Here is a 26,704-nt window from a genome sequence, read left to right on the forward strand (position 1 = left end):
CGGCATGGCGCAGCAGGACACCGATCAGCAGCACGTGGGCGTGCTCCCCGTGGACGACGAGGGTTTCGTCATCGACACCCAGGACTGCGAGGAGCGGGAGACGGCCTGGCGTGAGGCCGGGACCTCGCGGCCGATCACGGTCGTCGGCAACCCGGTGCTGCACAAGGAGTGCAAGGACGTCACCGACTTCGGCGAGGAGCTGCAGCAGCTGGTCGCGGACATGTTCGCCTCGCAGCGCACCGCCGAGGGCGTGGGCCTGGCCGCCAACCAGATCGGTGTCGACCTGAAGGTCTTCGTCTACGACTGTGGGGACGACGAGGGACAGCGGCACGTCGGTGTCGTGTGCAACCCCAAGCTGGTCGACCTGCCCGCGGACCAGCGCCGGCTGGACGACAGCAACGAGGGGTGCCTGTCCGTGCCGACCGCCTACGCGCCGCTCGCCCGGCCGGACTACGCCGAGGTGACCGGGCAGGACGAGAAGGGCAACCCGATCAAGGTGCGGGGCACCGGCTACTTCGCTCGCTGTTTGCAGCACGAGACCGACCACCTGTATGGCTACCTGTACATCGACCGCCTGTCCAAGCGTGAACGCAAGGACGCGCTGCGGCAGATGGCCGAGAACGAGCCCCGCTACCCGGTGGTCGCGAACGACTGACGGCCCACAACCCCCCTTGCGCACGGCGCCTGTTCAGCAATCACACCGTCAACAGGCGCCGTTCGTGTGTCCGACGCACGTCCGACCGGGGTGGTACGCCTGTAGCGATCGGAAACAAGTCGCGCAAGGGGAGAATCCCGGCACTGGGGGGTAGTGAATGAAGCAAATGCGTTCCCAGATCGGTCAGTTGTGGTGCTGAATAGTCAGTGCGGGGATACGCAACGGCGCACGCCCGGCACAGGGGGAGGGGCGTGCGAAACTGGCGGCTGAGAGGGGCTTGTTCGTGCCTGCTTTCCCATACAGCACCACGTCGACCGCGAGTCCGACCGCGGTCCCACCGTCACTCTCCCTTCCGGTGATCGAGGCAGCGTTTCCCCGACAACTGCACCCGTATTGGCCTCGGCTCCAGGAGACAACGCGCACCTGGCTGCTGCGAAAACGGCTCATGCCGGCGGACAAGGTGGAGGAATATGCCGACCGACTTTGCTACACCGACCTCATGGCGGGGTACTACCTCGGCGCCCCGGACGAGGTCCTTCAGGCGATAGCCGACTACAGCGCGTGGTTCTTCGTCTGGGACGACCGCCACGACCGGGACATCGTCCACCGCCGGCCGGAGGCCTGGCGCCGGCTCCGGCTCGGCCTGCACGCGGCGCTGGACTCCCCGCAGGAGCACCTGCGCCACCAGGACCCGCTGGTCGCGGCGTTCGCGGACAGCATGGTGCGCCTTTACTCGTTCCTGCCGGGCACCTGGAACGCGCGCTTCGCGCGGCACTTCCACGCGGTCATCGAGGCGTACGACCGCGAGTTCCGCAACCGCACCGAGGGAGTCGTCCCGACGGTGGAGGAGTATCTCGAACTCCGCCGGCTCACCTTTGCGCACTGGATCTGGACCGACCTGCTGGAGGCGGCCGCCGGATGTGAACTCCCGGACGCCGTGCGGAAACACCCGGCATTTCGGCGGGCGGCCCTGCTGAGCCAGGAATTCGCCGCCTGGTACAACGACCTGTGCTCGCTGCCGAAGGAAATAGCGGGTGATGAGGTCCACAATCTCGGCATCAGTCTCATCAAACACGAGGGACTGACCCTGGAAGGGGCGATAGCCGAAGTGCGGCGGCGCGTGGAGAAATGCATCAACGAATTCGTATTCGTCGAACGCCACGCCCTGCGATTCGCCGACGAGCTCGCCGACGGCACCGTACGCGGAAAAGAACTCAGCCTCGCCGTACGGTCCTGCGTCGGCAATATGCGCAACTGGTTCTCCACCGTCTACTGGTTCCACCACGAGTCCGGCCGTTACATGGTCGACAGCTGGGACGACCGGTCCACGCCCCCGTACGTCAACAACGAAGCGGCAGGTGAGAAATGACCGTCGAGTCCGTCCCGCCCGAACCGCGGATACTCGCGGAAACCGAACCGGGTGAGCCCCCGCTCGCCGACGGCGCGATGCCGCTGCTCGGCCACGGCTGGAAGCTGGTCCGCGACCCGCTGGCCTTCCTGGCCGGGCTGCGCGACCACGGCGACGTCGTACGCCTGCGGCTCGGCCCCAAGACGGTGTACGCCGTCACGGCCCCCGAACTCACCGGAGCCATCGCCCTCAGCCCCGACTACATCATCGCCGGACCGCTGTGGGAGTCCCTGGAGAGCCTGCTCGGAAAGGAGGGCGTGGCCACGGCCAACGGGCCGCTGCACCGGCGCCAGCGGCGCACCGTCCAGCCGGCGTTCCGGCTCGACGCCATCCCCGGCTACGGCCCCGTCATGGAGGAGGAGGTCCGCGCGCTGGTGGCCCGCTGGCGCTCCCGCGAGACGGTCGACGCCACCGCCGAGGCGTTCCGGCTCGCCGTGCGGATCTCGGTGCGCTGTCTGATGCACGACACATGCAACGAGGCGCGCGCGGAACGCATCTCCAGTGCGCTCGCCACCCTGTTCCGAGGTATGTACCAGCGCATGGTCGTACCTCTCGGACCGCTTTATCGGGTGCCGCTTCCGGCCAACCGCGAATTCAACCGGGCGCTGGCCGATCTGCACCTCCTGGTGGACGAGATCGTCGCCGAGCGCAGGGCATCCGGTCAAAAGCCGAACGATTTGCTCACGGCTTTGCTCGAGGCGCGCAAAGAGAATGGCGAACGCATCGGGGAGCAGGAGATCCACGACCAGGTCGTCGCCATGCTCACCGCCGGCGACGAATCCATCGGCTCGATGGTCATGTCACTGCTCTTGGTGCTCACCGAGCACCCCGATGTGGCCGACAAGATCCGGAACGAGGCGAATACCGTCGCCGGCGAGGGGCCGATCGCATTCGGGGACGTACGGAAGCTGACGTACACCGCGAATGTGGTGGTCGAGACAATGCGGCTGCATCCGTCGGTATGGATATTGACCCGGCGCGCGGTGGCCGACACAAGGCTGGGCGGATACCGAATACCGGCCGGTGCCGACATCGTGTACAGCCCGTACGCGATCCAGCGCGACGCACGGTCGTTCGAGCGGAACGAGGAGTTCGACCCCGACCGCTGGCTGCCCGAGCGGGCCGCCGAGGTGCCGAAGTACGCGATGAGCCCGTTCAGCGTCGGCAACCGCAAGTGCCCGGCCGACCACTTCTCGATGGCCGAGCTGACGCTCGTCACCGCGGAGGTGGCCCGTGCCTTCCGGCTGGAGCAGGCGCCGGACTCCGACGCCCGGACCCGCATCGGCATCACGCTGCGTCCACGCGGGCTGAGGCTGCGGCCGGTGGCGCGCTGAGCGGCGTCAGGCGGCCGCCTCGGGTCCTCTGAAGGTGCGCCGGTAGGCGTTGGGGGTGGTCCCGATCGCCTGGACGAACTGGTGACGCAGCGCGGCCGCGTTGCCGAACCCCGTCCGTCCGGCGATCGCGTCCACCGTCTCGTCCGTCGCTTCCAGCAGCCGCTGGGCCAGCAGCACGCGCTGGCGCAGGATCCAGCGGTAGGGGGTCGTCCCCGTCTCCTGCTGGAAGCGGCGGGCGAAGGTGCGCGGCGACATGTGGGCGCGCTCGGCGAGCTGCTCCACGGTGACCTCCTCGTCGAGGTGCCGCTCCATCCAGGCCAGCACCTCGCCGACGGTGTCGCACGAGTTCTTCGGCAGCGGACGCTCGATGTACTGGGCCTGTCCGCCGTCGCGGTGCGGCGGCACGACCATCCGCCGGGCGATCTTGTTGGCGACGTCCGGGCCCTGCTCCTTGCGCACCAGGTGCAGACAGGCGTCGATGCCGGCGGCCGTCCCCGCCGAGGTGATCACCGGGTCCTCGTCGACGTAGAGGACGTCGGGCTCGACGGTCAGCTGTGGGTAGGCCCGCGCCAGCTCGTCCACGTGGTGCCAGTGCACGGCGCAGCGCCGGCCGTCCAGCAGCCCGGCCGCGGCCAGCACGAAGACGCCGGAGCAGACGCTGAGCACCCGGGCACCGCGGTCCACGGCCCGGCGCAGCGCGTCGAGCAGCTCCGGCGGGAACGCGCGCGTCTCGAAGCGCGCCCCGGCCGGGACGGCGATCAGGTCCGCCTCCTCCAGCCGCTCCAGGCCGTGCTCCACCTGCATGGAGAAGCCCGCGCGGGTGCCGAGGACCGGACCCTCGGCCGAGGCGACCGCGAAGTCGTACACGGGCAGTCCGTCGTCACTGCGGTCGGTGCCGAAGACCTCGCAGACGACGGCCAGTTCGAAGGGGTTCACACCGTCCAGCACGACGGCGGCGACGTTCTGCAGCATGCGTCCAGTGTGCCTCGTCATTGGCAGTATTTCGAGGGCCTACGGCAGTCCTGCCACTGTTGGTAAGGAGTCAACGGCGCGACAGTGGTGTCTATGGATACGGCACACATCGAAGGACTGATCGGCATGCTGACCGTTCTCGCAATCCTCGTTCTCCTGGTCCTGCCGTCCGTGCTCGGCATCGCGCGCGACCGTCGTGCCGACCGGCAGATCCGCGAGGCCGACCGCGCGCGCCGCGCGGAGGGCGTCGGACCGGGCCCGCGCGAGGCGCGCCCGCGCTACTTCACCACCACGGTGACCCACCACTCCTGAATCCCCAGGCACGAGACCCGGCCGGTCTGCGTGGCACACAACGGCCGCGTGGACTCGAGCCGGGTCCTGCCGTCGGACACGGCCTTGAACGCGGCGCTCGCGTCGCCGGGTTGCAGTACGAAGCCGCTGTTGACGGCCTGCAACCCCGAGCCGCTGACGGTGACCGGCTTCCAGGGCCGCTTGGTGGTTCCGTCCAGGCTGATCCGGACGGTGTCGCCGACCGACAGACAGACCGTACGGCCGCTGTCGCCGGCGTCCAGCGTGGCGGCAGGGGCGCAGCCGGTGGCACTCGCCGAGGGGGTGGGGGTGGTGGGAGCGGGTGTGGGGGAGGACGAGACGGTGCCGCTGTCGCCGCCCTTGCCGCTGTCGGTGCCGCCGCCGCAGCCGGCGAGGGCCAGGGCGAGCGCGGTGACGGCGAGGGCCGTGTGGGGGATCGATCGACGCATGGGGGGGCCTCCTCTCCCCTTTGACGTGTCACCCACATGTTCGGATCCACGCCCGGGCAGGCCGGAGGGAGCCCCGGCCTGACGGTGGAGCCGGACTGTGGATGGAGGCCCTAGCGACGGTCCGTGGGCCAGTCCAGGACGGTCAGTTCCGGCCACTGCTCCCGCCATCGGGCGGCCTTGGTCTCATAGACAGAGGGCGGGGCGAGCACCGGGTTGGGGCGCAGGACGAGACCGAACACGTCCGACAGCCCGTGCGGCGCGTACACCCGCCACCGCCCGCCGGTCTCCAGCCGCACACCCAGACAGCACGTGGTCGCGGCGAAGCTGTCGATCGCCGCCTCACTGGACTCGTACGGGGGGCACGGCACCCCGAACCTGTCCTCGTACCACAGGTGCACCCGCGCCTCGTTGCGGATCTCCACCTCGGCCGGGAGGCCGGCGAAGACCTCCCGGCCGGCCCTGATCACGGCGTCCTCGGCCTCCCAGGACAGGTCCTCGGCGTCGAAGTAGAAGACGTCGTAGTCCTTGATGCCCTCGGTGGGCGGCCGGCCGGTGACGACGTTCCAGACGGTCTGGAAGAGGCACCCGGCCGTGAGGTACCAGCCGGGCAGCCCCATCGTCGCGCCCCGCTCCAGCACCTGGGTCAGCACGCTGTTGCGGGACAACACCGCCCGCAGGGAGTCGAGTTGCTCATCGAGCGGAAGACGACCGATCACCCCGCAGGCTTACCACACGGGCGCCGTCAGAAGTCCTCGTCGAGATCGACCGTGCCCTCGACCGCCACCTGGTACGCCGACGGCCGTCGCTCGAAGAAGTTGGTCAGCTCCTGGACACCCTGGAGTTCCATGAAGGAGAAGGGGTTCTCCGAGCCGTACACCGGGGCGAAGCCGAGGCGGACCAGGCGCTGGTCGGCGACGCACTCCAGGTACTGGCGCATGGACTCGGTGTTCATCCCGGGCAGCCCGTCGCCGCACAGGTCGCGGGCGAACTGCAACTCGGCCTCGACGGCCTCCCGCAGCATGTCCGTGACCTGCTGCTGGAGTTCGTCGTCGAAGAGGTCCGGCTCCTCCTTGCGGACGGTGTCGACCACGTCGAAGGCGAAGGACATGTGCATGGTCTCGTCGCGGAACACCCAGTTGGTGCCGGTGGCCAGCCCGTGCAGCAGGCCCCGGCTGCGGAACCAGTACACGTACGCGAAGGCGCCGTAGAAGAACAGGCCCTCGATGCAGGCGGCGAAGCAGATCAGGTTCAGCAGGAAGCGGCGGCGGTCGGCCTTGGACTCCAGGCGGTCCAGCTTGTCGACCGAGTCCATCCACGTGAAGCAGAAATCCGCCTTCTCACGGATGGAGGGGATGTTCTCCACCGCCGCGAAGGCCGCCGCGCGGTCCTCCGGGTCGGGCAGGTAGGTGTCCAGAAGGGTCAGGTAGAACTGGACGTGGACCGCTTCCTCGAACAGCTGGCGCGACAGGTACAGCCGCGCCTCCGGGGAGTTGATGTGCTTGTACAGGGTCAGCACGAGGTTGTTCGCCACGATCGAGTCGCCCGTCGCGAAGAACGCCACCAGGCGCCCGATCAGGTGCTGCTCGGCGGGCGTCAGCTTCGCCAGGTCGGCCACGTCGGAGTGGAGGTCGACCTCCTCGACGGTCCAGGTGTTCTTGATGGCGTCCCGGTAGCGCTCGTAGAAGTCCGGGTAGCGCATGGGGCGCAGCGTCAGCTCGAAGCCCGGGTCGAGGAGATGGGCGTTACGGGTGGTCATTACTGGCAGGCCTCGCAGGACTCGGGGTTTTCCAGGGAGCAGGCGACGGCCTCTTGGGAGGTCACCTGCTGGACGGGGACAGCGGCCTGCGCGGCGCGGGCGATCCTCGTCGCCGGGCGCGAGCGCAGGTAGTACGTCGTCTTCAGGCCCTTCTTCCAGGCGTACGCGTACATCGAGGAGAGTTTGCCGATGGTCGGCGTCTCCAGGAACAGGTTCAGGGACTGCGACTGGTCCAGGTAGGGAGTGCGGTCGGCCGCCATGTCGATCAGGCCGCGCTGCGGGATCTCCCAGGCGGTGCGGTACAGCGCCCTCATCTCGTCCGGGATCCAGGCGAAGTCCTGCACCGAGCCGTTCGCCTCGCGCAGCGCCTCGCGGGTCCGGGCGTCCCAGACGCCCAGCTCCTTCAGATCCCGCACCAGGTACGAGTTGACCTGGAGGAACTCGCCGGACAGCGTCTCGCGCTTGAACAGGTTCGACACCTGCGGCTCGATGCACTCGTAGACGCCGGCGATCGACGCGATGGTGGCGGTCGGGGCGATGGCGAGGAGCAGGGCGTTGCGCAGGCCGACCGCGGCGACGCGCTCGCGGAGGGCGGCCCAGCGCTCGGGCCAGGCCCGCTCCACGTCGTAGTGGTCGGGGTGCAGGACACCGCGGGCGGTGCGGGTCCTCTCCCAGGCCGGCAGCGGCCCGCTCCGCTCGGCGAGGTCCGCGGACGCCTCGTACGCGGCGAGCATGATCCTCTCGGCGATACGGGTCGACAGCCGCCTGGCCTCGGGCGAGCCGAAGGGCAGGCGCAGCTTGAAGAAGACGTCCTGCAGACCCATCGCGCCCAGGCCCACCGGGCGCCAGCGGGCGTTCGAACGGCCCGCCTGCTCGGTCGGGTAGAAGTTGATGTCGACCACGCGGTCCAGGAAGGTGACGGCCGTGCGGACCGTCTCGTCCAGCCGCTCCCAGTCCATGTCGCCGTCGCGGACGAACGCCCCCAGGTTCACCGAACCCAGGTTGCACACCGCCGTCTCCCCGTCGTCCGTGACCTCCAGGATCTCCGTGCAGAGGTTGGAGGAGTGGACGACGTGGCCCGGCTCGGCGGTCTGGTTGGCGGTGCGGTTGGCCGCGTCCTTGAAGGTCATCCAGCCGTTGCCGGTCTGCGCGAGGGTGCGCATCATGCGGCCGTAGAGCTCGCGGGCGGGCAGGGTCCGGCGTGCCAGCCCGGCCGCCTCGGCCCTGCGGTAGGCGGCGTCGAACTCCGCGCCCCACAGGTCCACCAACTCCGGCACGTCGGCGGGGGAGAACAGGCTCCACCGCTCGTCGGCCTCGACCCGGCGCATGAACTCGTCCGGGATCCAGTGCGCGAGGTTCAGGTTGTGCGTACGGCGGGCGTCCTCGCCGGTGTTGTCGCGCAGCTCCAGGAACTCCTCGACGTCGGAGTGCCAGGTCTCCAGGTACACCGCGGCGGCACCCTTGCGCCGGCCGCCCTGGTTCACCGCGGCGACCGAGGCGTCGAGGGTCTTCAGGAACGGGACGATGCCGTTGGAGTGCCCGTTGGTGCCGCGGATCAGCGAACCCCGGCCGCGGATGCGGGAGTAGGCGATGCCGATGCCGCCGGCGTGCTTGGAGAGGCGGGCGACCTGGAGGTAGCGCTCGTAGATGGAGTCCAGCTCGTCCTTGGGGGAGTCGAGGAGGTAGCAGGACGACATCTGAGGGTGACGGGTGCCGGAGTTGAAGAGGGTGGGGGAGGAGGGCAGGTAGTCCAGGCGGCTCATCAGGCCGTACAGGGCGGCGACTTCGTCGAGGGCGCGGTGGCTGTCGTCCTCGGCGAGGCCCGCGGCCACCCGAAGCATGAAGTGCTGCGGCGTCTCGATGACGTTGCGGGTGATCGGGTGCCGCAGCAGGTAGCGGCTGTGCAGGGTGCGCAGGCCGAAGTAGCCGAACCGGTCGTCCGCACGCCGGTCGATCAGCGCGTCGAGGCGGTCGGCGTGGACGCGCACGAACTCGGCCGTGCGGTCGGAGATGAGGCCCTCGCGGTGCCCGACGGCGACGGACTCGGTGAACGAGGTGACGCCCTGCGAGGCGGCCTCGGCGGCGATGCCGATGGTGAGCAGCCGGGCGGCCAGCCTGCTGTAGGCGGGGTCCTCGGAGATCAGGCCGGCCGCCGCCTCGGTGGCCAGCTCGCGCAGCTCCGCCTCGTTGGCGTGCGCCGACCGGCCGCGCAGCGCCGCGGCGGCGACCCGGCCGGGGTCGGCGTCGGGAAGGTCCGCGGTGAGCTCGGTCAGGGTCCGCAGCAGTGCGGCTTCGGTACCGCCGGTCTCCGGCGCTGCTGAGACCGGATCGGCTGGCGCGATGGTCACGTGGGGCTCTCCCTCGCTCGGCACGGGGCCTTGCGGGCAGGGGGCAGCTCACGAGCGCGCGGGGCGTCGCGTCCACCGGCCCATTCCACGAGGCCCGGACGTCATGGCACCCGGGCCACGGCGGCCGGGCGCACTGTCGGCAGGTCCTCGGACTGACGCCCATACGTGGACGAACACGCATGGGTACACCGTTGCGGGACAGTTCCGGATTCGCACCGGATTCCCCTGCGGCGACAGCGAGCATGAGCATACATCTTGTGCCGGGCGGGAACAGCGCCCCCATATGTTGTGTCGCCCCGACTTCGGAGCGTGTCAGAGCGTCAACTCGTAGCTGAGGAGCGTGAACGCGTCACCGGGGATCGGATTCCAGTCGCGGCCGGGCGCGCGGAGGAAGCCGAGGCGTTCGTAGATGCGGTGCGCGGCGTGCATCGTCTGCTGGGTGGACAGCACCACGCCGGTGCACTCCGAGGCTCGCGCGCGGTCGACGCAGGCCCGGACCAGGGCCTCGCCGGCGCCCCGGCCGCGGGCCGCGCCGTCCACGGCCAGCATGCGGATCTCGGCCTCTCCGGGCCGGGCGAGGTCGGCCATCGGGCCGCCGGCCGGGACGAAGGTGACGCCGCCGAGGAGGCTGCCGTCGCGGACGGCCACCAGGACGTCGGCGGCCGACGCCCGCTTGGCGACGTCGCGCAACTCCTCCAGGTACCAGTCGCTCTCGCCGAAGGCCAGCAGGCCGTCCTGAAGGTAGGCCCGGGCGGTGATCTCGCCGAGGGCGTCGTACTCGCCGGGTTCCACCGGCCTGATCACGATGTCCATGGGCCCGAGTCTGCCGGACGGGTACGACGACGGGCCGCCGGATTTCCCCGACGGCCCGCCGATCGCAGGAACCGGGTGGGGGCTAGTGCGAGGTCCCCGCCGTGGCCGGCGGCAGCTCCACCTGGACGCCCGGGTCGCCCGCGTCCGCCGTGTAGTCCTCCGGCCTGGTCTCGTCGATGCCGTCCGGCGCGTTGAAGGCCTTCAGGGCGAAGGTCAGCACCACCGCGACGACCGCGTTGAGCACGAACGCCGTCAGACCGATGTAGCCCATCTCGCCGATGCCCGGGATCTCCGCGTTGGAGCCGCCGAAGTGCTTCTGCGAAGGGTTGGTCGGCGAGGCGACGCCGTACGCGGCGAGGGTGCCGTAGACCATGCCGACCGCCCAGCCGGCGAGCAGTGCCCAGCGGTGGAACCAGCGCGTGAACAGGCCGCCGACCAGGGACGGGAAGGTCTGCAGGATCCAGATGCCGCCCAGCAGCTGGAAGTTGATGGCGACTGTCTTGTCCATGGTCAGCACGAAGACCAGCGCGCCCACCTTCACCAGCAGGGACACCAGCTTGGAGACCTTGGTCTCCTGCGCGGGCGTCGCGTCCGGCCTGATGAAGTCCTTGTAGATGTTGCGGGTGAACAGGTTCGCGGCCGCGATGGACATGATGGCCGCCGGCACGAGCGCGCCGATGCCGATCGCCGCGAAGGCCACGCCCGCGAACCAGCTCGGGAACATGTCCTCGAAGAGCTGCGGGATCGCCAACTGGCCGTTGGTGACCTTGACCCCGGCCGCGATCGCCATGAAGCCCAGCAGCGCCAGCAGACCCAGCATCAGCGAGTACAGCGGCAGGATCGTGGTGTTGCGGCGGATGACGTCACGGCTCCTGGAGGAGAGCGTCGCGGTGATCGAGTGCGGATACATGAACAGGGCGAGCGCGGAGCCGAGCGCCAGGGTGGCGTACGTCCACTGGGTCGCCTCCGCAGGGGCCAGCGCGCCGCGCGGCTTGCCCGTGACCGGGTTGGTCTGGCTGAACGCCTGGCCGGCCTTGGCGAAGATGTCGTCGAATCCGCCCAGCTTGATCGGGATGTAGATGATCGCCACCGCGATGACGATGTAGATCAGCGTGTCCTTCACGAACGCGATCAGGGCGGGGGCCCGCAGACCGGACGAGTAGGTGTACGCGGCCAGCACGCCGAAGGCGATCAGCAGGGGCAGGTCCTTGACGAACCAGTTGGTGTTCTCGCCGCCGCCGACGCCCATCACGTCCAGCACCGCCTGGATGCCGACCAGTTGGAGCGCGATGTACGGCATCGTCGCGAGGATGCCGGTCAGCGCGACGGCCAGCGACAGGCCCTTCGAGCCGAACCGTCCGCGCACGAAGTCCGAGGTGGTGACGTACCCGTGGCGGTGCGAGACCGACCACAGGCGGGGCAGGAAGGTGAAGATCAGCGGGTAGACGAGGATCGTGTACGGCACCGCGAAGAACCCGGCCGCGCCCGCCGCGTAGATCGCCGCCGGCACGGCGACGAAGGTGTACGCCGTGTACAGGTCGCCGCCGAGCAGGAACCAGGTGATCCAGGTGCCGAACGACCGGCCGCCCAGACCCCACTCGTCCAGCGAGTGCTCGGTCTCGGCCCGGCGCCAGCGCGCGGCCAGGAAGCCCATGACCGTGACGGCCACGAAGAAGAAGACGAAGACGCCGAGCGCGACGCCGTTCACACCGTCCTTCACTTCGACGCACCGCCCTTCTGCGCGGCACGGGCGCGCTGGTCACGCTGCCACAGCTTGTACGCGGTCATGGTCAGCGCGGTGGAGATCAGCACCCACAGCATCTGGTACCAGTAGAAGAACGGGATGCCGATGAACGCCGGGTCCGTCTTGGCGTAGGAACCGACCCAGAGCATCGCCACGAACGGCGCGATCAGGCATACGGCGATGACCACCCGGACCGGGGTCACCACCGGAGGTCTCACTTCGGGCACTTCGGACATACGGCGGCTCCGTCCCCTCACGATCACCTGTGATCACGTCGGTAATGCGCAGGCAATCTAGGTCACGCCGTCGCGAGAGCGGAAGACCTCGTCCGCATATCGGTATGTCGATTCCGTGAAGGCCCGACATCGGTGTCAGCAGCAGCGGAAGCCCTGTCGTGGATCTTCCTCCTGACGGTCGGTCCGCATGCGCTCGAACTCGCGCCGGGAGGGCACCGCCGCGTTCGGGTGCGTTCCGCGTACGTGCGCCACGTACCGCTCGTACGCGGACTCGTCGGTCAGCTCCCGCACGTACCAGCGCACACCCCTAATCGCCCGGCGCAGCAGTGCCGACGACCGCACGGCGCTCCTCCTCCCGCTCCGCGCGGGTCGGGATCAGGCCCGCCGGCGCACTGATCCTCGACTCCACGTACGGCGACTCGCTGAGCGTGGACAGCGCGGGCCTGCGGACGTGCCGTACGCACACGCGCAGCGCGTCCGCGATCACGACGACGATCAGCACGGCGAGCACCGCCGACAGGACGCCGTCCACCGTGGAGTTGACGACCACGGTGTGCATGTCGTCCATGTTCTTGGCGGGCGGCAGCACCTTCCCCGCGTCGATCGCGTCCTGGAAGACGGAACGCTGCTCGAAGAAGCCGACCTTGGGGTCGGAGGAGAACACCTTCTGCCAGCTGGCGGTCAGCGTGACCGTGGCGTCCCAGGCGAGCGGGACGGCCGTGATCCACGCCCACTTCAGCCGGCCGGACTTCACCAGCAGCGTGGTGCACACGGCCAGGGCGACGGCGGCCAGCAACTGATTGGAGATGCCGAAGATCGGGAAGAGCTGGTTGATCCCGCCGAGCGGCTCGTGGACGCCTACCCAGAGGAAGTAGCCCCACAGCGCGCACACGACGCCGCTGGTGAGGACCAGTCCGGGCTTCCAGCCGATGTTCCTGAACGGCCGCACGACATTGCCCAGCATGTCCTGCAGCATGAACCGGCCCACCCGGGTGCCGGCGTCCAGCGCGGTCAGGATGAACAGTGCCTCGAACATGATCGCGAAGTGGTACCAGAAGGCCCGCAGGCTTCCGCCGGTGACCTTGGAGAAGATCTCCGAGACGCCGACGGCGAGGGTGGGCGCACCCCCGGTGCGGGAGAGCAGGGACGACTCCTGGACGCTCTTCGCGGCCTGCGCGAGGTCGGCGGGGGTGATGTGGTAGCCCCAGCCGCTCACCACCTGCGAGGCGTTCTGCACCGTCGTGCCGATGGCGCCGGCCGGCGCGTTCATCGCGAAGTACAGCCCCGGGTCGATGATGCTCGCCGCGACCAGCGCCATGACCGCCACCGACGACTCCATCAGCATGGAGCCGTAGCCGATCATGCGGACCTGCGTCTCCTTCTGGATCATCTTCGGCGTCGTGCCGGACGAGATGAGCGAGTGGAACCCCGACAAGGCGCCGCAGGCGATCGTGATGAACACGAACGGGAAGAGGGAGCCGGCGAAGACCGGGCCGTCGCCGCGGGTGGCGAAGCCGGTCACCGCGTCCATCTTCAGCGTCGGCAGGGCGATCACCACGCCCAGAGCGAGCAGCGCGATCGTGCCGATCTTCATGAAGGTGGAGAGGTAGTCGCGGGGCGCCAGCAGCATCCAGACCGGCAGGATCGAGGCGATGAAGCCGTACGCCACCAGCCAGATCACCAGCGTCGAGGGCGCGAGCGTGAAGGTGTCCGCCCACGACGACTCCGCGACCCAGCGGCCGGCGACGAGCGCGAGCAGCAGCAGCGCGACGCCGATGAGCGAGACCTCGGCGACCCGGCCGGGCCGCAGGACGCGCAGATAGAAGCCCATCAGCAGGGCGATGGGGATGGTCATCGCGATGGAGAAGGTGCCCCACGGCGAGGCGGCGAGGGCGTTGACGACGACCAGGGCCAGCACGCCCAGCAGGATGATCATGATGGCGAAGGCGGCGATCAGGGCCGCCGCGCCGCCGAAGGGGCCGATCTCCTCGCGGGCCATCTGGCCCAGCGAACGGCCGTCCCGGCGGGTGGAGAAGAACAGCACCACCATGTCCTGCACCGCCCCGGCGAAGATCACCCCCGTGATGATCCAGACGGTGCCGGGCAGATATCCCATCTGCGCGGCCAGAACGGGCCCGACCAGCGGACCGGCGCCCGCGATCGCGGCGAAGTGGTGGCCGAGCAGGACCCGGCGGTCGGTGGGGTGGAAGTCGATGCCGTTGTCGAGGCGTTCGGCCGGGGTCGCCCGGGTGCCGTCGACCTTCAGGACCCGGTGCGCGATGAACTTCGCGTAGAAGCGGTAGCCGATCGCGTAACTGCCCAGGGCGGCCGCGACCATCCAGGCGGCGGAGACGTTCTCGCCCCGGGCGAGCGCGAGGACGGACCAGCCCGCAGCGCCGACCAGCGCAACGAGGGTCCAGACGACGATGGTTCGGACGTTCGCGGTACGCACGAGGCGGTCCTCCCGTCCATACGGAGTCGGGAGGACCGTAGAACAGCGGCCGCGGTTGCGCTACACCACGTGCACTACTCCATCGGCCTCTTCAGCCTCGCCACGAACTTGTACCGGTCGCCCCGGTACACCGAGCGCACCCACTCCACCGGTTCACCGTCCTTGTCGTAGGAGTGCCGGGAGAGCATCAGCATCGGCAGGCCGACGTCGGTGCCGAGCAGGCCCGCCTCGCGCGGGGTGGCCAGCGAGGTCTCGATGGTCTCCTCGGCCTCGGCGAGATGGACGTCGTAGACCTCGGCCAACGCCGTGTACAGGGACGTGTACTTGACGAGCGACCTGCGCAGGGCGGGGAAGCGCTTGGCGCTGAGGTGGGTGGTCTCGATGGCCATCGGCTCGCCGTTGGCCATGCGCAGCCGCTCGATGCGCAGCACCCGGCCGCCGGCGGTGATGTCGAGCAGCTCGGCGAGGCGGTCGTCGGCGGTGATGTACCCGAGGTCCAGCAGCTGCGAGGTCGGCTCCAGGCCCTGGGCCCGCATGTCCTCGGTGTACGAGGTGAGCTGGAGGGCCTGGGAGACCTTCGGCTTGGCGACGAACGTGCCCTTGCCCTGGATGCGCTCCAGGCGGCCCTCGACCACCAGCTCCTGCAGCGCCTGGCGCACGGTCGTGCGGGAGGTGTCGAACTCGGCGGCGAGGGTGCGCTCGGGCGGTACCGGGGTGCCGGGCGACTGCGTCTCCGTCATGTCGAGCAGGTGCTTCTTGAGGCGGTAGTACTTGGGCACGCGCGCGGTGCGGACGCCTGCCCCGCCGTCGGTCTCCGCACTGCTGACGTCGCTGCTCATGCTCTGCCTTCCCGGCTGACGGATGCGGGTCACTTCGTGATCCCTTCTGTATACCGTCGCCGTCCTTGTTGGTCTAGTCCACAGGGCCAAGTGGTCTAGCGGACGAGATTACTCCGCCGACGCTGTTTTCGCTGGCTTCTTACTTAAAGGTTCCTGCATATGTAGGTCGCATAACGGCTGGTCAGGGCGGTTTCGAGCACCCTTGACAGGCTTCCTGGTCTGGTCCAAGCTCCCGGTACTGGTCTACACCATTGGTTCAGGTCCCGGCGCATGGGCGGGGAGGTGTGGGCATCCCTGAGGAGGGTGGCGTGAAGCGCAAGCTGGCAGCCGCGATCGGTATCGCGGGCATGATGGTCTCGGTCGCTGCGTGTGGGGGCGGCGACGACAAGAGCTCGACGTCCGGCACCGACGCCAAGGAGCTGACGGTCTGGCTCACCGTCGATGCCCAGAACAACTGGCCGAACCTGGTGAAGGCGGCCGACGCGGCCGTGCAGAAGAAGCACCCCGGCATCAAGATCAAGCACGAGTACTACGGCTGGCCGGACAAGAACACCAAGCTCGACGCGGTCCTCGCCACCGACAAGGCGCCGGACGTGGTCGAGATGGGCAACACCGAGATGCTCGGCTACATGGTCAAGGGCGCCTTCGCCCCTGTGGACGCGTCGAAGTTCGCGGGCTCCTCCGCCTGGCTCGACGGCCTCAAGGCCTCGGTGACGTACGAGGGCAAGACCTACGGTGTGCCGTACTACGCCGGCGGCCGCGTCGCCAACTGGCGCAAGGACCTCTTCGCCTCGGTCGGCGTGAAGTCCGCGCCGAAGACGTACGCCGAACTGACCGCCGCCCTCGACAAGGTGCAGAAGAAGGAGGGGAACAAGTTCTCCGCCTGGTACCAGCCCACCCGTGACTGGTACGCGGCCATGTCCTTCGTCTACGACGCCGGCGGCTCCATAGCCAAGGAGGAGGGCGGCCAGTGGAAGGCCAACCTCTCCTCGCCCGAGTCGATCAAGGGCCTGACCGAGTTCAAGAACGTCGTCGACAAGTACATGCACGGCGACAAGACCAAGGACGAGTCCGACCGTTACATCGTCTACGGCCAGGGCAAGTCGGGCATGATCTTCGGCGCGGCGTGGGAGGGCGCGACCTCCGCCGACCCGAAGAACGACAAGACCGGCAAGCTCAAGGACAACCTCGAGAACTTCGTGATGCCCGGTCCGTCCGGCAAGAACATGCCCGTCTTCCTGGGCGGTTCGGACCTCGCCATCCCGGTCAAGTCCAAGGCGCAGGGCGTCGCCGCCGAGTGGATCAACGCCTTCACCGGCCCCTCCGGCCAGAAGGGCCTGATGGCCAAGGGCAACCTGCCCAACAACAAGACCGACCTCGCGACACTCAAGAACGACCCCGCGACGGCGGTCCCGGCCACCGCGGCCGAGTCCAACTGGTTCGTCCCGATGGCGCCCGGCTGGGGTCAGGTCGAGAAGGCCCAGGTCCTGCAGACGATGCTGCAGAGCATCGGCACCGGCAAGAAGTCGGTCGAGGCCGCCGCGAAGGATGCGGACACCGCGATCGACAAGGTCATCAACACCAAGTGACCTGCAAGCGGGGTTCCGTCTCGGCGGAACCCCGCTGTCCGTACGACCTGAGGGACCGCTGAGGAGCGCGCGATGAGTGCCGCAGACACCACCACCCCTGCCAAGGTGCCGCCGCCGCGGCAGGCGCCGCCACCACCGCCGGTCGCCAAAACCCCCCGCAGAGGCGGGACTTCGGGCGGCACGACCACGCCCTGGCTGCTGCTCGCGCCCTGTCTGCTGATCCTGGCGCTGGTCCTCGGCTATCCGCTGGTCCGCCTGGTCACCCTGTCCTTCCAGAAGTTCGGCCAGTCCCAGCTGTGGGGCTTCCAGCCGGCCGACTGGGTCGGGTTCCACAACTTCAGCGGGGTGCTGAGCGACGGCGAGTTCTGGCAGGTCGTGCTGCGCACGATCGTCTTCGCGGCCGGCTCGGTCGTGTTCACGATGGTGCTGGGCATGTTGATCGCCCTGCTCCTGCAGCGGGTTTCCGGCTGGGTGAAGACGCTGGTCAACATCGCGCTGGTGGCCAGCTGGGGCATGCCGATCATCGTCGCCACCACGGTCTTCAAGTGGCTGTTCGACGCCGACTACGGCATCCTCAACGCGCTGCTGAGCAAGCTCCCCGGCATGGACCTGATCGGGCACAACTGGTTCGCCAGCGGCCCGCAGGGGCTCGCCGTGATCATGCTGCTGGTGGTGTGGGGAGCGGTCCCGTTCGTCGTCATCACCCTCAGCGCCGGCCTCACCCAGGTCCCGGCCGAACTGGAGGAGGCCGCCCGCCTCGACGGCGCGGGTTCCTGGGGCGTCTTCCGGTACGTCACCCTGCCCATCCTCAAGCCGATCATCGTGATGCTCACGACCCTGTCGGTCATCTGGGACATGGGCGTCTTCCCCCAGGTCTTCGTGATGCGCAACGGCCATCCCGAGCAGGAGTTCCAGCTGCTGACCACCTACTCCTACGACCGGGCCTTCGTGGTCAACGACTACGCGCAGGGCTCGGCGATCGCCCTGATCACCGTGGTGCTGCTGCTCGGCGTGGTCGCGGTGTACATGCGCCAGATGCTGAAGATCGGAGAGGTCGAATGAGTGGCACGATCGCTACGGGGCGGCGGCCCCGCAGGTCCAGGGCCGGCTGGAACCTCCTCGGTCTGCTGGTCTTCGTCACCGCCGGCTTCCCCGTCTACTGGATGCTCAACACGGCGATCAAGCCGGCCAAGGACACCATCGACCCCGATCCGAGCCTGTTCCCCACCGGCTTCACGCTCTCCAACTTCAGCCGGGCACTGGACATCGCGGACTTCTGGGGCCCGGTCGGCCGCAGCCTGCTCGTCTCCCTGTCCGTGGTGGCGATCGGCATCGTCGTCGGCATGCTGGCCGCGCTCGCCATCTCCCGGTTCGCCTTCCGCGGCCGCAAGATCGTCATCGTCGGCATCCTCGCCGTCCAGATGGTCCCGCTGGTCGCCATGATCATCCCGGTCTTCCTGCTCCTGAACGACCTGCATCAGTACGACAAGCTCACCGGACTGATCATCACTTACCTGACCTTCATCCTCCCCTTCACGGTGTGGACGCTGCGCGGCTTCATCGTCAACATCCCCCGGGAACTGGAGGAGGCGGCCATGGTCGACGGCTGCTCCCGCACCGCCGCCTTCGTCCGCGTGGTCTTCCCGCTCCTCGCCCCCGGCATGGTCGCCACCTCGGTCTACGGCTTCATCCAGGCCTGGAACGAGTACCTCTACGCCCTGATGCTGCTCAGCCAGGAGCACCAGACGGCGACCGTGTGGCTCGGCAACTTCACCACCAAGCACGGCACCGAATACGCCCCGATGATGGCCGGAGCCACGATGATGGCCGTGCCGATCGTCGTGCTGTTCCTCCTCGTCCAGCGCAAGATGGCCGCGGGCCTGACCGCGGGCGCAGTGAAGGGATAACGCCCCCCGATGACGACATTCGCCAGCGGCACAGACACCCTGACGCGCGACGCCCTGACGGTCCTTCAACCCGGTTTCACCGGCACCACGGCCCCCGACTGGCTGCTGCGGCGCCTCGGGGAGGGCCTCGCCTCCGTCGGTCTGTTCGGCCGCAACATCGCCTCCGCCGAGCAACTGTCGGTGCTGACCGCCCAGTTGCGGGCCGAGCGGGACGACGTCCTCGTCGCCATCGACGAGGAGGGCGGCGACGTGACCCGGCTGGAGGTGCGGACCGGGTCGTCCTTCCCCGGCAACCACGCCCTGGGTGCGGTGGACGACGTCGACCTCACGCGCGACGTGGCCGCCGAACTGGGCCGCCGCCTCGCCGCCTGCGGCGTCAACCTCAACTGGGCCCCGTCCGCCGACGTCAACTCCAACGCCGCCAACCCGGTGATCGGCGTCCGCTCCTTCGGTGCCGAGCCGAGCCTGGTCGCCCGCCACACCGCCGCCTACGTCGCCGGCCTGCAGTCGGCCGGAGTGGCGGCCTGCACCAAGCACTTCCCGGGCCACGGCGACACGGCCGTCGACTCCCACCACGCGCTCCCGCGCATCGACGTGCCCGCCGAGGTCCTGTCCGAACGCGAACTGGCCCCCTTCCGCGCGGCGATCGCCGCCGGCACCCGCGCCGTCATGAGCGCCCACATCCTGGTCCCCGCCCTGGACCCGGGCCGCCCGGCGACCCTCTCCCACCGCATCCTCACGGATCTCCTGCGCCGCGAACTCGGCTACGACGGCCTGATCGTCACCGACGGCATGGAGATGCGGGCGATCGCAGACACCTACGGCATCGAACGCGGCAGCGTCCTCGCGATCGCCGCCGGCGCCGACGCGATCTGCGTGGGCGGCGGCCTCGCCGACGACGAGACGGTACGGCGCCTGCGGGACGCCCTGGTCTCGGCGGTCCGCTCCGGCGAACTCCCCGAGGCCCGCCTGGCGGAGGCGGCCGACCGGGTCAGGTCCCTGGCGCGCTGGACGGCCACCACGAAGGAGGCCCGGCCGCAGCCCGGCCCCGACACCGAGGTGGGCCTGCGCGCGGCCCGCCGGGCGCTGCGCCTGACCGGCGCGGACACCTTCACCCCGCTCACCGACCCGCCCTACGTCGCCGCCCTCACCCCGGTGGCCAACATCGCGGTCGGCGACGAGACCCCCTGGGGGGTGGCGGCGGAGCTGTTCCACCTCCTGCCGGGCACGGAGACGGGCACGTTCTCCGGCGAGGACGCGGGCCTGGCCACACTGGCCGCCGCGGGCCCCCGCCGTATCGTCGCCGTGGTCCGCGACGAACACCGCCACCCCTGGATGGCCGCGGCCCTGGACTCGATCCTGAGGTCCCGCCCCGACACGGTCGTGATCGAGATGGGCCTGCCCCAGGCACCCCCGCGCGGCGCCCTGCACATCGCCACCCACGGCGCGGCCAGAGTCTGCGGCCGAGCGGCAGCGGAGATCATCGCAGGCGCCTAGCCGTTACGACGCCGAAGGCGCCGGTCCCTCGAAAGAGAACCGGCGCCTTTGCCGCGCCCCAAGGGGCGCGGGAAACTGCGCGAGCAACCCCCGCCTCCCGCAGCCCGAAAACCACGGCCACCCGGCAGACGAAACCGCTGAATCAAATCCCCTGCCAGTCAGGCTTGTTGACGTACGTGTGCCGGAAATAGTGCGCCAGCTTCAACTTGGACGCGGCGTCCTCGTCGACCACGACCGTCGCATGCGGGTGCAGCTGCAGTGCCGACGCCGGGCACACCGATGCCAGCGGCCCCTCCACACTCGCGGCGACCGCGTCGGCCTTGCCCTCGCCCGTGGCGAGGAGCACGACGTGCCGGGCGTCGAGGATCGTCCCGATGCCCTGGGTGATGACGTGGTGCGGCACCTGCTCGATGTCACCCTCGAAGAACCGCGCGTTGTCGATCCGCGTCTGCTCGGTCAGCGTCTTGATGCGCGTCCGGGAGGCGAGCGAGGAACACGGTTCGTTGAAGCCGATGTGCCCGTCCGTACCGATCCCGAGCAGCTGCAGATCCACGCCGCCCGCCTCGGCCAGCGCCGTGTCGTACGCCTCGCAGGCGCCCAGAACGTCCTCGGCCGTCCCGTCGGGTCCCATGAACGCGTCCACCGCGATGCCCAGCGGCTCCAGCACCTCGCGCCGCAGCACGGACCGGTACGACTCGGGATGGTCGGCCGGCAGCCCCACGTACTCGTCGAGCTGCGCCACCCGGGCCCGCGAGGTGTCCACGGCCCCGGCGGCCACCTTGGCGGCCAGCGCCTGATAGACGGGCAGCGGGGTCGAGCCGGTGGCCACGCCGAGCAGCGCGTCCGGCTTGCGCCGCAGAAGCCGCGCCATGGCCTCGGCGACGATCTCGCCGCCCGCCTTGGCGTCCGGGACGATGACAACTTCCACGCTGGGCCTGCCGATCTGAAAGAGGGGGACTCAACCGGTACCTGGAAGGGTCAGGTGGTTTAGACCAATCTAACAGAGGTGACCCCTGGGGCCCAGGGGAACCGACGCCTCCCGGTTCCACCCCGCGGGCGGGCATCATTCGCCCCGGGGGAGTGGAATGGGTGCTGCCCCGCGGACCGAGCCAGGAGGAACGACCATGACCGCCACGACACCGGAGCCCCGGACCGACGTCCCGGGCCGGACCATGGCCCGGGAGATGGCCGAGCAGCCGGCCGTGCTGCGCCGCCTCCTGGACGAGGGAGCCCCCGCCATCACGCAGGTGGCCCGGGCGATCGCCGCCCGCCGGCCCCGCTTCGTCCTGCTGACCGCCCGTGGCACCTCCGACAACGCCGCGCTCTACGCCAAGTACCTCCTCGAGATCCGCCTCGGCCTGCCCTGCGGCCTCACCTCGATGTCCACCACCACGGCCTACGGCGCCCGGCCGGACCTCACCGACGTCCTCGTCGTCACCGTCAGCCAGTCCGGCGGCTCCCCGGACCTGGTCGCCTCGACCAGGGCCGCCCGTGAGGCCGGCGCGATCACCCTCGCCGTCACCAACAACCCCGACTCCCCGCTGGCCGGCGTCTCCGAGTACCACGTCGACGTCATGGCGGGACCGGAGAAGGCCCTCCCCGCGACCAAGACCTACACGGCCTCCCTCCTCGCCCTCTACCTCTTCGTCGAAGGCCTGCGCGGCGGCGACGGCGCCGCCGCCAAGCCGCTGCCCGACCTCGCCGAGCAGCTGCTCGCCCGCCAGGACGAGGTCCGTGCCCTCGCCGCCCGCTACCGCTTCGCCGAACGCATGGTCATCACCTCGCGCGGCTACGGCTATCCCACGGCCAAGGAAGCCGCCCTGAAGCTGATGGAGACCAGCTACATCCCGGCGCTCTCCTACTCCGGCGCCGACCTCCTGCACGGTCCGCTCGCCATGGTCGACAACGTCTCCCCGGTGATCGCGGTCGTGACGGACGGCAAGGGCGGGGAGGCCCTCCAGCCCGTGCTCGACCGGCTGCGCGGCCGGGGCGCCGACCTCTTCGTCGTCGGTCCCGCCCATCAGGTCGAGCAGGCCTCCGCCGGCTTCGTGCTGCCCACCGAGGGCGTGGCCGAGGAGGTCCAGCCGATCCTGGAGATCATCCCCCTGCAACTGCTGGCCTACGAGGTCACCATCGCCCGCGGCCAGGACCCGGACGCACCCCGCGCCCTGGCCAAGGTCACCGAGACCCACTGAGGAAATTGCATGGCCGTCTGGCCCCGCACATGAACCCACACAGGCTAGGCTGCGTGGTGGATGTCAGGGCGTCCGGCCAGTTGGAGCCGTTCGGGAAAATACCAACAACGAACAGCCTCCAACGCATGGACACCCCGAGTGGTCTAGTCCACAATTGAAACAGTGCGCAGCAGCACGAACAGGCTTCCGTCTTCCCCGCACAGGAAGACGGACCGAGGAACCGGAGCTCTCTGCCCTGACTGCCCCGGCTCCTCAACCTTCGGCCGATACCGGGACCGCACACCCCGCGGCCGATACTGCTCCGGGCTGCGGTGCCGGGAGGGTTGAGGGTCCCTCTCAGGCGCCGCGGCCCGCGGGTGTTTCTGGGCCACACATACCCCCAGGTACGCTCGCACACGTGCCCTCCATGAACGAACTGGTCCGCCAGCACACCGCCCTCGACGACTCCGACCTCGAGTGGCTCCATCTGCTGGTCTCGGAGTGGCAGCTGCTCTCCGACCTCTCCTTCGCCGACCTCGTCCTGTGGGTCCCCACCAGCGACGGCACCCGGTACGTGTCCGTGGCGCAGATGCGGCCCAACACCGGCCCCACCTCCTACCAGGACGACATGGTCGGCCACCTCGTCCCGCGCGGCCGCCGCCCGATGCTGGACGCGGCCCTGGACGAGGGCCGGATCGTGCGCGAGGGCGATCCGGAGTGGCGCGAGGAGGTCCCGGTCCGGGTCGAGTCGATTCCGGTCCGCCGCGACGGGCGCGTCCTCGGTGTCATCGCCCGCAACACCAACCTGCTGACCGTGCGCACCCCGAGCCGCCTTGAGCTGACCTACCTCCAGAGCGCCTCGGACCTCGCGCAGATGATCGCGGCCGGCTCCTTCCCCTTCGCCAACCAGCAGATGGACATGGACGCCGCCCCGCGCGTCGGTGACGGCCTGATCCGGCTCGACGCGGACGGCATCGTCCAGTACGCCTCGCCGAACGCGCTGTCCGCGTACCACCGCATGGGCCTCGCCTCCGACCTCGTCGGCCAGCACCTCGGCCGGACCACCGCCGAACTCGCCCCGACCCGCGGCCCGGTGGACGAGGCGCTGTCCAAGGTGGCCAGCGGCTGGGCGCCGCGCGAGTTCGAGATCGAGGCCCACGACGGGGTCATCCAGTTCCGCGCGATCCCGCTCAAACCCAAGGGCACCCGCATCGGTTCACTCGTGCTGCTCCGGGACGTCACCGAACTGCGCCGCCGCGAGCGTGAGTTGATCACCAAGGACGCGACCATCCGGGAGATCCACCACCGGGTGAAGAACAACCTCCAGACGGTCGCCGCCCTCCTTCGGCTCCAGGCCCGCCGCATCGACTCCGAGCGCGGCCGCGAGGCGCTGGAGGAGGCGGTGCGGCGGGTCGGCTCCATCGCGATCGTGCACGAGACGCTGTCTCAGAACCTGGACGAGCGCGTGGAGTTCGACGAGATCGCCGACCGGGTGCTGGCCATGGTCGCGGAGATCTCGCCGGGCAAGGTCACCGGCCGGCGTACCGGCCGGTTCGGCATCCTCGACGCGGAGGTCGCCACCCCGCTGTCCATGGTGCTCACCGAGATCCTGCAGAACGCCCTCGAACACGGTTTCCGCGAGGGCGACACCGGCACCGTCGAGGTCTCGGCCGTCCGCGGGGGCACCACGAAGGAGGCCCGCCTGCTGGTCACCGTCCAGGACGACGGCGTCGGCCTGCCCGAGGGATTCGACCCGCACACCGCGGGCAACCTCGGCCTGCAGATCGTACGGACGCTGGTGGAAGGCGAGTTGGGCGGTACGTTCGACATGGTCCCGGCTCCCGACCGGGGCACCCGGGTCATCCTCGACGTGCCGGTGCGGGCCAACAAGTAGACCTGCCCCGCGGAGGTCGCTTCCGTGAACCACAGCAAGAAGCCCCGGACCCATTCCCGGGTCCGGGGCTCGAATGCTCGTTGCCAGCTTGTGCTGCGCATCGGGGGTACTGCGCGCTGCGGCTCGGGGGCGGGAGATGCGTACTCGCTGTACGCGCCGCCAAGCTCAGGCTTTGTGGGGCGGGTGGGTCAGGCGGAGGCCTGACGGGCCCGGTTGCGGGCGGCACGGCGCTTCATCGCGCGACGCTCGTCCTCGCTGAGACCACCCCAGACGCCGGAGTCCTGACCGGACTCGAGCGCCCACTGCAGACACTGATCCATGACGGGGCAGCGACGGCAGACGGCCTTGGCTTCCTCGATCTGCAGCAGCGCAGGACCGGTGTTGCCGATGGGGAAGAAGAGCTCGGGGTCTTCCTCGCGGCAAACGGCGTTGTGACGCCAGTCCATGGCTGCTACCTCTCCTTGGTATTACGTGCAAGTTGCTTGTGAATGTGAACGCTTTCACGAATCCCTCAACAAGTGAAGGGCCTACCGCCAGTTCCCCGGCGCGGGTCCTGTGAATTGAAGAGGGGTTCCGGTGATCTGTGGATGCCGGTGTTGCGGGCTGTCCCGATCGCCACGTAGAGACTCGCAAACCTCAGCGGCGGATACAACCCCTTCTGGAAAGTTTTTTTTGATTCCTCGGTGTCGACTAGGTCACAGCCGTACTTCCATGGGGTGGATCCTGGCCTAAACGTTCGAGTGAAAGGACTTTAGCCCCTTCTGCTCACACAATCACACGCAGTGCACGGCGTACGCCTGTGAACGTCACGCTGGTACGCAGTCCGAGGTGGTCGCCGTCCATCTGAAGGGGTAGGGGCACCTTCGAATGCAAGGTGAACCGGTCCAGGTCGTGCAGGGATGCCACGTGCCGGCCATGAGGTCCGCGGTCCGCGGACGAAGTGAGCAACTGTGTGGCATACCGGGCAACCGCGACCGTGGACATACGGCTGAGACCGAGTACGTCGAGCCCGGTATCGAACGAGGCCTTAGGTGCCGCGTACACCGGACGATTACCCAGATACGTCCAGGGCGAGGTGTTGCAGATTATGGAGAGCACCAGATCGGCCACCGGTTCTTCACCGGGCCGCTCCAGGGTGATCGTGCCGTGCCGCTTGTTCGGCTCCTGCAGGTACTGCCGTAGCACCTGGCGCAGGTAAAGGGCGTGCGTGGACTTCTTGCCCTGCTCGCGCTGCTGTTCCACCCGGCCCACCACGCCCGCGTCGAAGCCGAGCCCCGCGCAGAAGGTGAACCAGCGGGCGGGCACCGCCTCGTCCTCGGTGCCCGGCGTGCCGGCGGCGAGGCCCATGCCGACCGTGCGCTCGCTGCCCTCGTGCAGTGCGTCCAGCAGCGCGCCCGTCGCGTCCACGGCGTCGTTGGGCAGCCCCAGCGCGCGGGCGAAGACATTGGTGGAGCCGCCGGGGACCACGGCCAGCCGGGGGAGCCCGTCCGGATTGGGTCCGGCGTGCAGCAGGCCGTTGACCACCTCGTTGACCGTGCCGTCGCCGCCGAGGGAGACCACGAGGTCGATGTCCTCGCTCTCCGCGGCCTGCCGGCCGAGGTCGCGCGCGTGGCCGCGGTACTCGGTGGTGACGACTTCGAGCTTCATCTCGCTGGCGAGGGCGTGGATGAGTACATCGCGCCTACGTGCGCTTGTGGTGGTGGCTGCCGGGTTGACCACGAGAAGTGCACGCATGGGTTGCAGCGTACCTACTGGGTGGTACCGGGCACAGGGCGAGGTGTGGATCAGGTAAGAGGCCGGGGCGTGAGGCTCACCACGGGCGGCGGCCTCAACCTCGCCGCGGGGGCCCGCGTCCCCGGAGCTACCCTTCAGGGGTGACCACTGAGCAGACCCCCGCCACCGAGGAAGACAGCGGCCCCCGCCCGCGCCGCCTGGCCTACGCGGCCGCGCTCGCCGCCCTGGAGGGGCTGGCGCTGGTCGTCGGCGGCGTCTGGATGCTCGTTGAGGGTCTGGCGGGCGCCCCGGACGACCGCGGCTCCGCCGTCACCGGCGGCATCACCCTGATCGTCCTCGCCCTGCTGCCGCTGCTGGCCGCCCGCGGGCTGCTGAAGCGCAGGAGCTGGAGCCGGGGCCCGGCGGTCATCACGCAGATCATGGCGCTGCCGGTGGCGTACAACCTGCTGCAGGCCGACAGCGTGGCCATTCCGGCGGGGATCGCGCTGGCGGTCGTCGCCGTCGCCGCCCTGGTGCTGCTGGTCAACCCGGCGACGACCCAGGCCCTCGGGATCAAGGGTCCGGGCCGCGCGCAGGACGGCGAGCGGTAGTCCC

Annotated in this window: 25 protein-coding genes and 1 riboswitch; of the genes, 11 read left to right on the forward strand and 14 right to left on the reverse strand. The window is 69.4% G+C overall.

The genetic code is table 11. The annotated features are described in order from the left end of the window. Positions 1–4 precede the first annotated feature (4 nt). From def to FBY22_RS03205, 3 genes are all read left to right on the forward strand, one after another. Positions 5–655: a peptide deformylase gene (gene def, locus FBY22_RS03195; RefSeq protein ID WP_142142374.1), complete on the forward strand. Its 651-nt coding sequence runs from the start codon at positions 5–7 to the stop codon at positions 653–655. Between the two features lie 283 nt (positions 656–938). Further along, a complete protein-coding gene (gene cyc1, locus FBY22_RS03200) occupies positions 939–2,024 on the forward strand; it encodes an epi-isozizaene synthase (RefSeq protein WP_142142375.1) in 1,086 nt (361 codons plus the stop codon). After that, positions 2,021–3,397: a cytochrome P450 gene (locus tag FBY22_RS03205; RefSeq protein WP_142142376.1), complete on the forward strand. Its 1,377-nt coding sequence runs from the start codon at positions 2,021–2,023 to the stop codon at positions 3,395–3,397. The genes cyc1 and FBY22_RS03205 overlap by 4 nt, the downstream gene beginning before the upstream one ends. 6 nt (positions 3,398–3,403) lie before the next feature. Here the strand turns inward: FBY22_RS03205 and FBY22_RS03210 are convergent, their stop codons facing one another. Then, positions 3,404–4,369, reverse strand: a complete 966-nt coding sequence (locus FBY22_RS03210; RefSeq protein ID WP_142142377.1) for a GlxA family transcriptional regulator — start codon at positions 4,367–4,369, stop codon at positions 3,404–3,406. Positions 4,370–4,462: 93 nt separating this feature from the next. Between FBY22_RS03210 and FBY22_RS03215 the strand changes: the two genes are divergently transcribed. Further along, positions 4,463–4,681 carry a hypothetical protein gene (locus FBY22_RS03215; protein WP_174267047.1) on the forward strand — a complete coding sequence of 73 codons (219 nt, stop codon included), beginning with the start codon at positions 4,463–4,465 and terminating at the stop codon, positions 4,679–4,681. Here the strand turns inward: FBY22_RS03215 and FBY22_RS03220 are convergent. The 10 genes from FBY22_RS03220 to FBY22_RS03265 form a co-directional block, all read right to left on the reverse strand. Continuing rightward, complete coding sequence (locus FBY22_RS03220; RefSeq protein WP_142142379.1) at positions 4,648–5,127, reverse strand: hypothetical protein; 480 nt, start codon at positions 5,125–5,127, stop codon at positions 4,648–4,650. The two genes, FBY22_RS03215 and FBY22_RS03220, sit on opposite strands and share 34 nt — an antisense overlap. A gap of 110 nt (positions 5,128–5,237) precedes the next feature. Further along, on the reverse strand, positions 5,238–5,843 hold the full coding sequence (locus FBY22_RS03225; protein WP_142142380.1) for a nucleotidyltransferase family protein: 606 nt from the start codon (positions 5,841–5,843) through the stop codon (positions 5,238–5,240). Positions 5,844–5,869: 26 nt separating this feature from the next. Next, positions 5,870–6,883 (reverse strand): ribonucleotide-diphosphate reductase subunit beta, encoded by a 1,014-nt coding sequence (locus tag FBY22_RS03230; RefSeq protein ID WP_142142381.1) that lies wholly within the window; start codon positions 6,881–6,883, stop codon positions 5,870–5,872. After that, positions 6,883–9,231 (reverse strand): ribonucleoside-diphosphate reductase subunit alpha, encoded by a 2,349-nt coding sequence (locus tag FBY22_RS03235; RefSeq protein WP_142142382.1) that lies wholly within the window; start codon positions 9,229–9,231, stop codon positions 6,883–6,885. The genes FBY22_RS03230 and FBY22_RS03235 overlap by 1 nt, the downstream gene beginning before the upstream one ends. Positions 9,232–9,373: 142 nt before the next feature. After that, positions 9,374–9,456, reverse strand: a riboswitch (cobalamin riboswitch). Between the two features lie 87 nt (positions 9,457–9,543). Then, entirely contained in the window at positions 9,544–10,044 is a 501-nt protein-coding gene (locus tag FBY22_RS03240; protein WP_142142383.1) for a GNAT family N-acetyltransferase, read from the reverse strand. 82 nt (positions 10,045–10,126) lie between these two features. Then, a complete protein-coding gene (gene mctP, locus FBY22_RS03245) occupies positions 10,127–11,764 on the reverse strand; it encodes a monocarboxylate uptake permease MctP (RefSeq protein WP_142142384.1) in 1,638 nt (545 codons plus the stop codon). After that, positions 11,761–12,024, reverse strand: coding sequence for a DUF3311 domain-containing protein (locus tag FBY22_RS03250; RefSeq protein ID WP_174267076.1), 264 nt, complete (start codon positions 12,022–12,024; stop codon positions 11,761–11,763). The genes mctP and FBY22_RS03250 overlap by 4 nt, the downstream gene beginning before the upstream one ends. A 135-nt stretch (positions 12,025–12,159) precedes the next feature. Next, positions 12,160–12,366, reverse strand: a complete 207-nt coding sequence (locus FBY22_RS03255; RefSeq protein WP_142142385.1) for a YbdD/YjiX family protein — start codon at positions 12,364–12,366, stop codon at positions 12,160–12,162. Next, entirely contained in the window at positions 12,332–14,476 is a 2,145-nt protein-coding gene (locus FBY22_RS03260) for a carbon starvation CstA family protein (protein WP_142142386.1), read from the reverse strand. Before FBY22_RS03260 ends, FBY22_RS03255 begins: the two co-directional genes overlap by 35 nt. A gap of 74 nt (positions 14,477–14,550) precedes the next feature. Further along, positions 14,551–15,315 (reverse strand): GntR family transcriptional regulator, encoded by a 765-nt coding sequence (locus FBY22_RS03265; RefSeq protein ID WP_142142387.1) that lies wholly within the window; start codon positions 15,313–15,315, stop codon positions 14,551–14,553. A gap of 308 nt (positions 15,316–15,623) precedes the next feature. Between FBY22_RS03265 and FBY22_RS03270 the strand changes: the two genes are divergently transcribed. The 4 genes from FBY22_RS03270 to FBY22_RS03285 all read left to right on the forward strand — a co-directional run bounded on the left by FBY22_RS03270 (position 15,624) and on the right by FBY22_RS03285 (position 20,308). Continuing rightward, positions 15,624–16,904 (forward strand): extracellular solute-binding protein, encoded by a 1,281-nt coding sequence (locus tag FBY22_RS03270; protein ID WP_142142388.1) that lies wholly within the window; start codon positions 15,624–15,626, stop codon positions 16,902–16,904. Positions 16,905–16,976: 72 nt separating this feature from the next. Further along, on the forward strand, positions 16,977–17,966 hold the full coding sequence (locus FBY22_RS03275) for a carbohydrate ABC transporter permease (protein ID WP_142142389.1): 990 nt from the start codon (positions 16,977–16,979) through the stop codon (positions 17,964–17,966). Continuing rightward, positions 17,963–18,811, forward strand: coding sequence for a carbohydrate ABC transporter permease (locus FBY22_RS03280; RefSeq protein ID WP_142142390.1), 849 nt, complete (start codon positions 17,963–17,965; stop codon positions 18,809–18,811). The genes FBY22_RS03275 and FBY22_RS03280 overlap by 4 nt, the downstream gene beginning before the upstream one ends. Positions 18,812–18,820: 9 nt before the next feature. Continuing rightward, on the forward strand, positions 18,821–20,308 hold the full coding sequence (locus tag FBY22_RS03285) for a glycoside hydrolase family 3 protein (RefSeq protein ID WP_142142391.1): 1,488 nt from the start codon (positions 18,821–18,823) through the stop codon (positions 20,306–20,308). 142 nt (positions 20,309–20,450) lie between these two features. Here the strand turns inward: FBY22_RS03285 and nagB are convergent, their stop codons facing one another. Then, complete coding sequence (gene nagB / locus FBY22_RS03290) at positions 20,451–21,236, reverse strand: glucosamine-6-phosphate deaminase (protein WP_142142392.1); 786 nt, start codon at positions 21,234–21,236, stop codon at positions 20,451–20,453. Positions 21,237–21,432: 196 nt separating this feature from the next. On the opposite strand from nagB, the gene FBY22_RS03295 reads away from it, so the two are divergent. Beyond that, positions 21,433–22,503, forward strand: a complete 1,071-nt coding sequence (locus tag FBY22_RS03295) for an SIS domain-containing protein (RefSeq protein WP_142142393.1) — start codon at positions 21,433–21,435, stop codon at positions 22,501–22,503. A gap of 406 nt (positions 22,504–22,909) precedes the next feature. After that, complete coding sequence (locus FBY22_RS03300) at positions 22,910–24,376, forward strand: sensor histidine kinase (protein ID WP_142147320.1); 1,467 nt, start codon at positions 22,910–22,912, stop codon at positions 24,374–24,376. A 188-nt stretch (positions 24,377–24,564) separates the two neighbouring features. Here FBY22_RS03300 and FBY22_RS03305 read toward each other — a convergent pair whose 3' ends face one another. Then, the gene (locus FBY22_RS03305; RefSeq protein WP_006142322.1) at positions 24,565–24,822 is read right to left on the reverse strand and encodes a WhiB family transcriptional regulator; all 258 of its coding nucleotides are present in this window, start codon (positions 24,820–24,822) and stop codon (positions 24,565–24,567) included. 319 nt (positions 24,823–25,141) lie between these two features. Continuing rightward, positions 25,142–26,110 (reverse strand): diacylglycerol kinase family protein, encoded by a 969-nt coding sequence (locus FBY22_RS03310; RefSeq protein ID WP_142142394.1) that lies wholly within the window; start codon positions 26,108–26,110, stop codon positions 25,142–25,144. Positions 26,111–26,250: 140 nt separating this feature from the next. On the opposite strand from FBY22_RS03310, the gene FBY22_RS03315 reads away from it, so the two are divergent. After that, positions 26,251–26,700, forward strand: a complete 450-nt coding sequence (locus tag FBY22_RS03315; RefSeq protein ID WP_142142395.1) for a hypothetical protein — start codon at positions 26,251–26,253, stop codon at positions 26,698–26,700. Positions 26,701–26,704: the final 4 nt, after the last annotated feature.

It is taken from the genome of Streptomyces sp. SLBN-31, from assembly GCF_006715395.1.
GTDB lineage: Bacteria > Actinomycetota > Actinomycetes > Streptomycetales > Streptomycetaceae > Streptomyces.

What these genes read in the sequence shown, in the direction of transcription:
- FBY22_RS03295 (WP_142142393.1), top strand. Translation starts at nt 21,433, where the DNA reads ATGACCGCCACGACACCGGAGCCCCGGACCGACGTCCCGGGCCGGACC.
- def (WP_142142374.1), top strand. Translation starts at nt 5, where the DNA reads ATGGCGCAGCAGGACACCGATCAGCAGCACGTGGGCGTGCTCCCCGTG.
- FBY22_RS03205 (WP_142142376.1), top strand. Translation starts at nt 2,021, where the DNA reads ATGACCGTCGAGTCCGTCCCGCCCGAACCGCGGATACTCGCGGAAACC.
- FBY22_RS03265 (WP_142142387.1), bottom strand. Translation starts at nt 15,315, where the DNA reads ATGAGCAGCGACGTCAGCAGTGCGGAGACCGACGGCGGGGCAGGCGTC.
- FBY22_RS03285 (WP_142142391.1), top strand. Translation starts at nt 18,821, where the DNA reads ATGACGACATTCGCCAGCGGCACAGACACCCTGACGCGCGACGCCCTG.
- FBY22_RS03300 (WP_142147320.1), top strand. Translation starts at nt 22,910, where the DNA reads ATGAACGAACTGGTCCGCCAGCACACCGCCCTCGACGACTCCGACCTC.
- FBY22_RS03280 (WP_142142390.1), top strand. Translation starts at nt 17,963, where the DNA reads ATGAGTGGCACGATCGCTACGGGGCGGCGGCCCCGCAGGTCCAGGGCC.
- FBY22_RS03210 (WP_142142377.1), bottom strand. Translation starts at nt 4,369, where the DNA reads ATGCTGCAGAACGTCGCCGCCGTCGTGCTGGACGGTGTGAACCCCTTC.
- FBY22_RS03215 (WP_174267047.1), top strand. Translation starts at nt 4,463, where the DNA reads ATGGATACGGCACACATCGAAGGACTGATCGGCATGCTGACCGTTCTC.
- FBY22_RS03240 (WP_142142383.1), bottom strand. Translation starts at nt 10,044, where the DNA reads ATGGACATCGTGATCAGGCCGGTGGAACCCGGCGAGTACGACGCCCTC.
- FBY22_RS03275 (WP_142142389.1), top strand. Translation starts at nt 16,977, where the DNA reads ATGAGTGCCGCAGACACCACCACCCCTGCCAAGGTGCCGCCGCCGCGG.
- FBY22_RS03310 (WP_142142394.1), bottom strand. Translation starts at nt 26,110, where the DNA reads ATGCGTGCACTTCTCGTGGTCAACCCGGCAGCCACCACCACAAGCGCA.
- FBY22_RS03220 (WP_142142379.1), bottom strand. Translation starts at nt 5,127, where the DNA reads ATGCGTCGATCGATCCCCCACACGGCCCTCGCCGTCACCGCGCTCGCC.
- FBY22_RS03230 (WP_142142381.1), bottom strand. Translation starts at nt 6,883, where the DNA reads ATGACCACCCGTAACGCCCATCTCCTCGACCCGGGCTTCGAGCTGACG.
- FBY22_RS03305 (WP_006142322.1), bottom strand. Translation starts at nt 24,822, where the DNA reads ATGGACTGGCGTCACAACGCCGTTTGCCGCGAGGAAGACCCCGAGCTC.
- FBY22_RS03250 (WP_174267076.1), bottom strand. Translation starts at nt 12,024, where the DNA reads ATGTCCGAAGTGCCCGAAGTGAGACCTCCGGTGGTGACCCCGGTCCGG.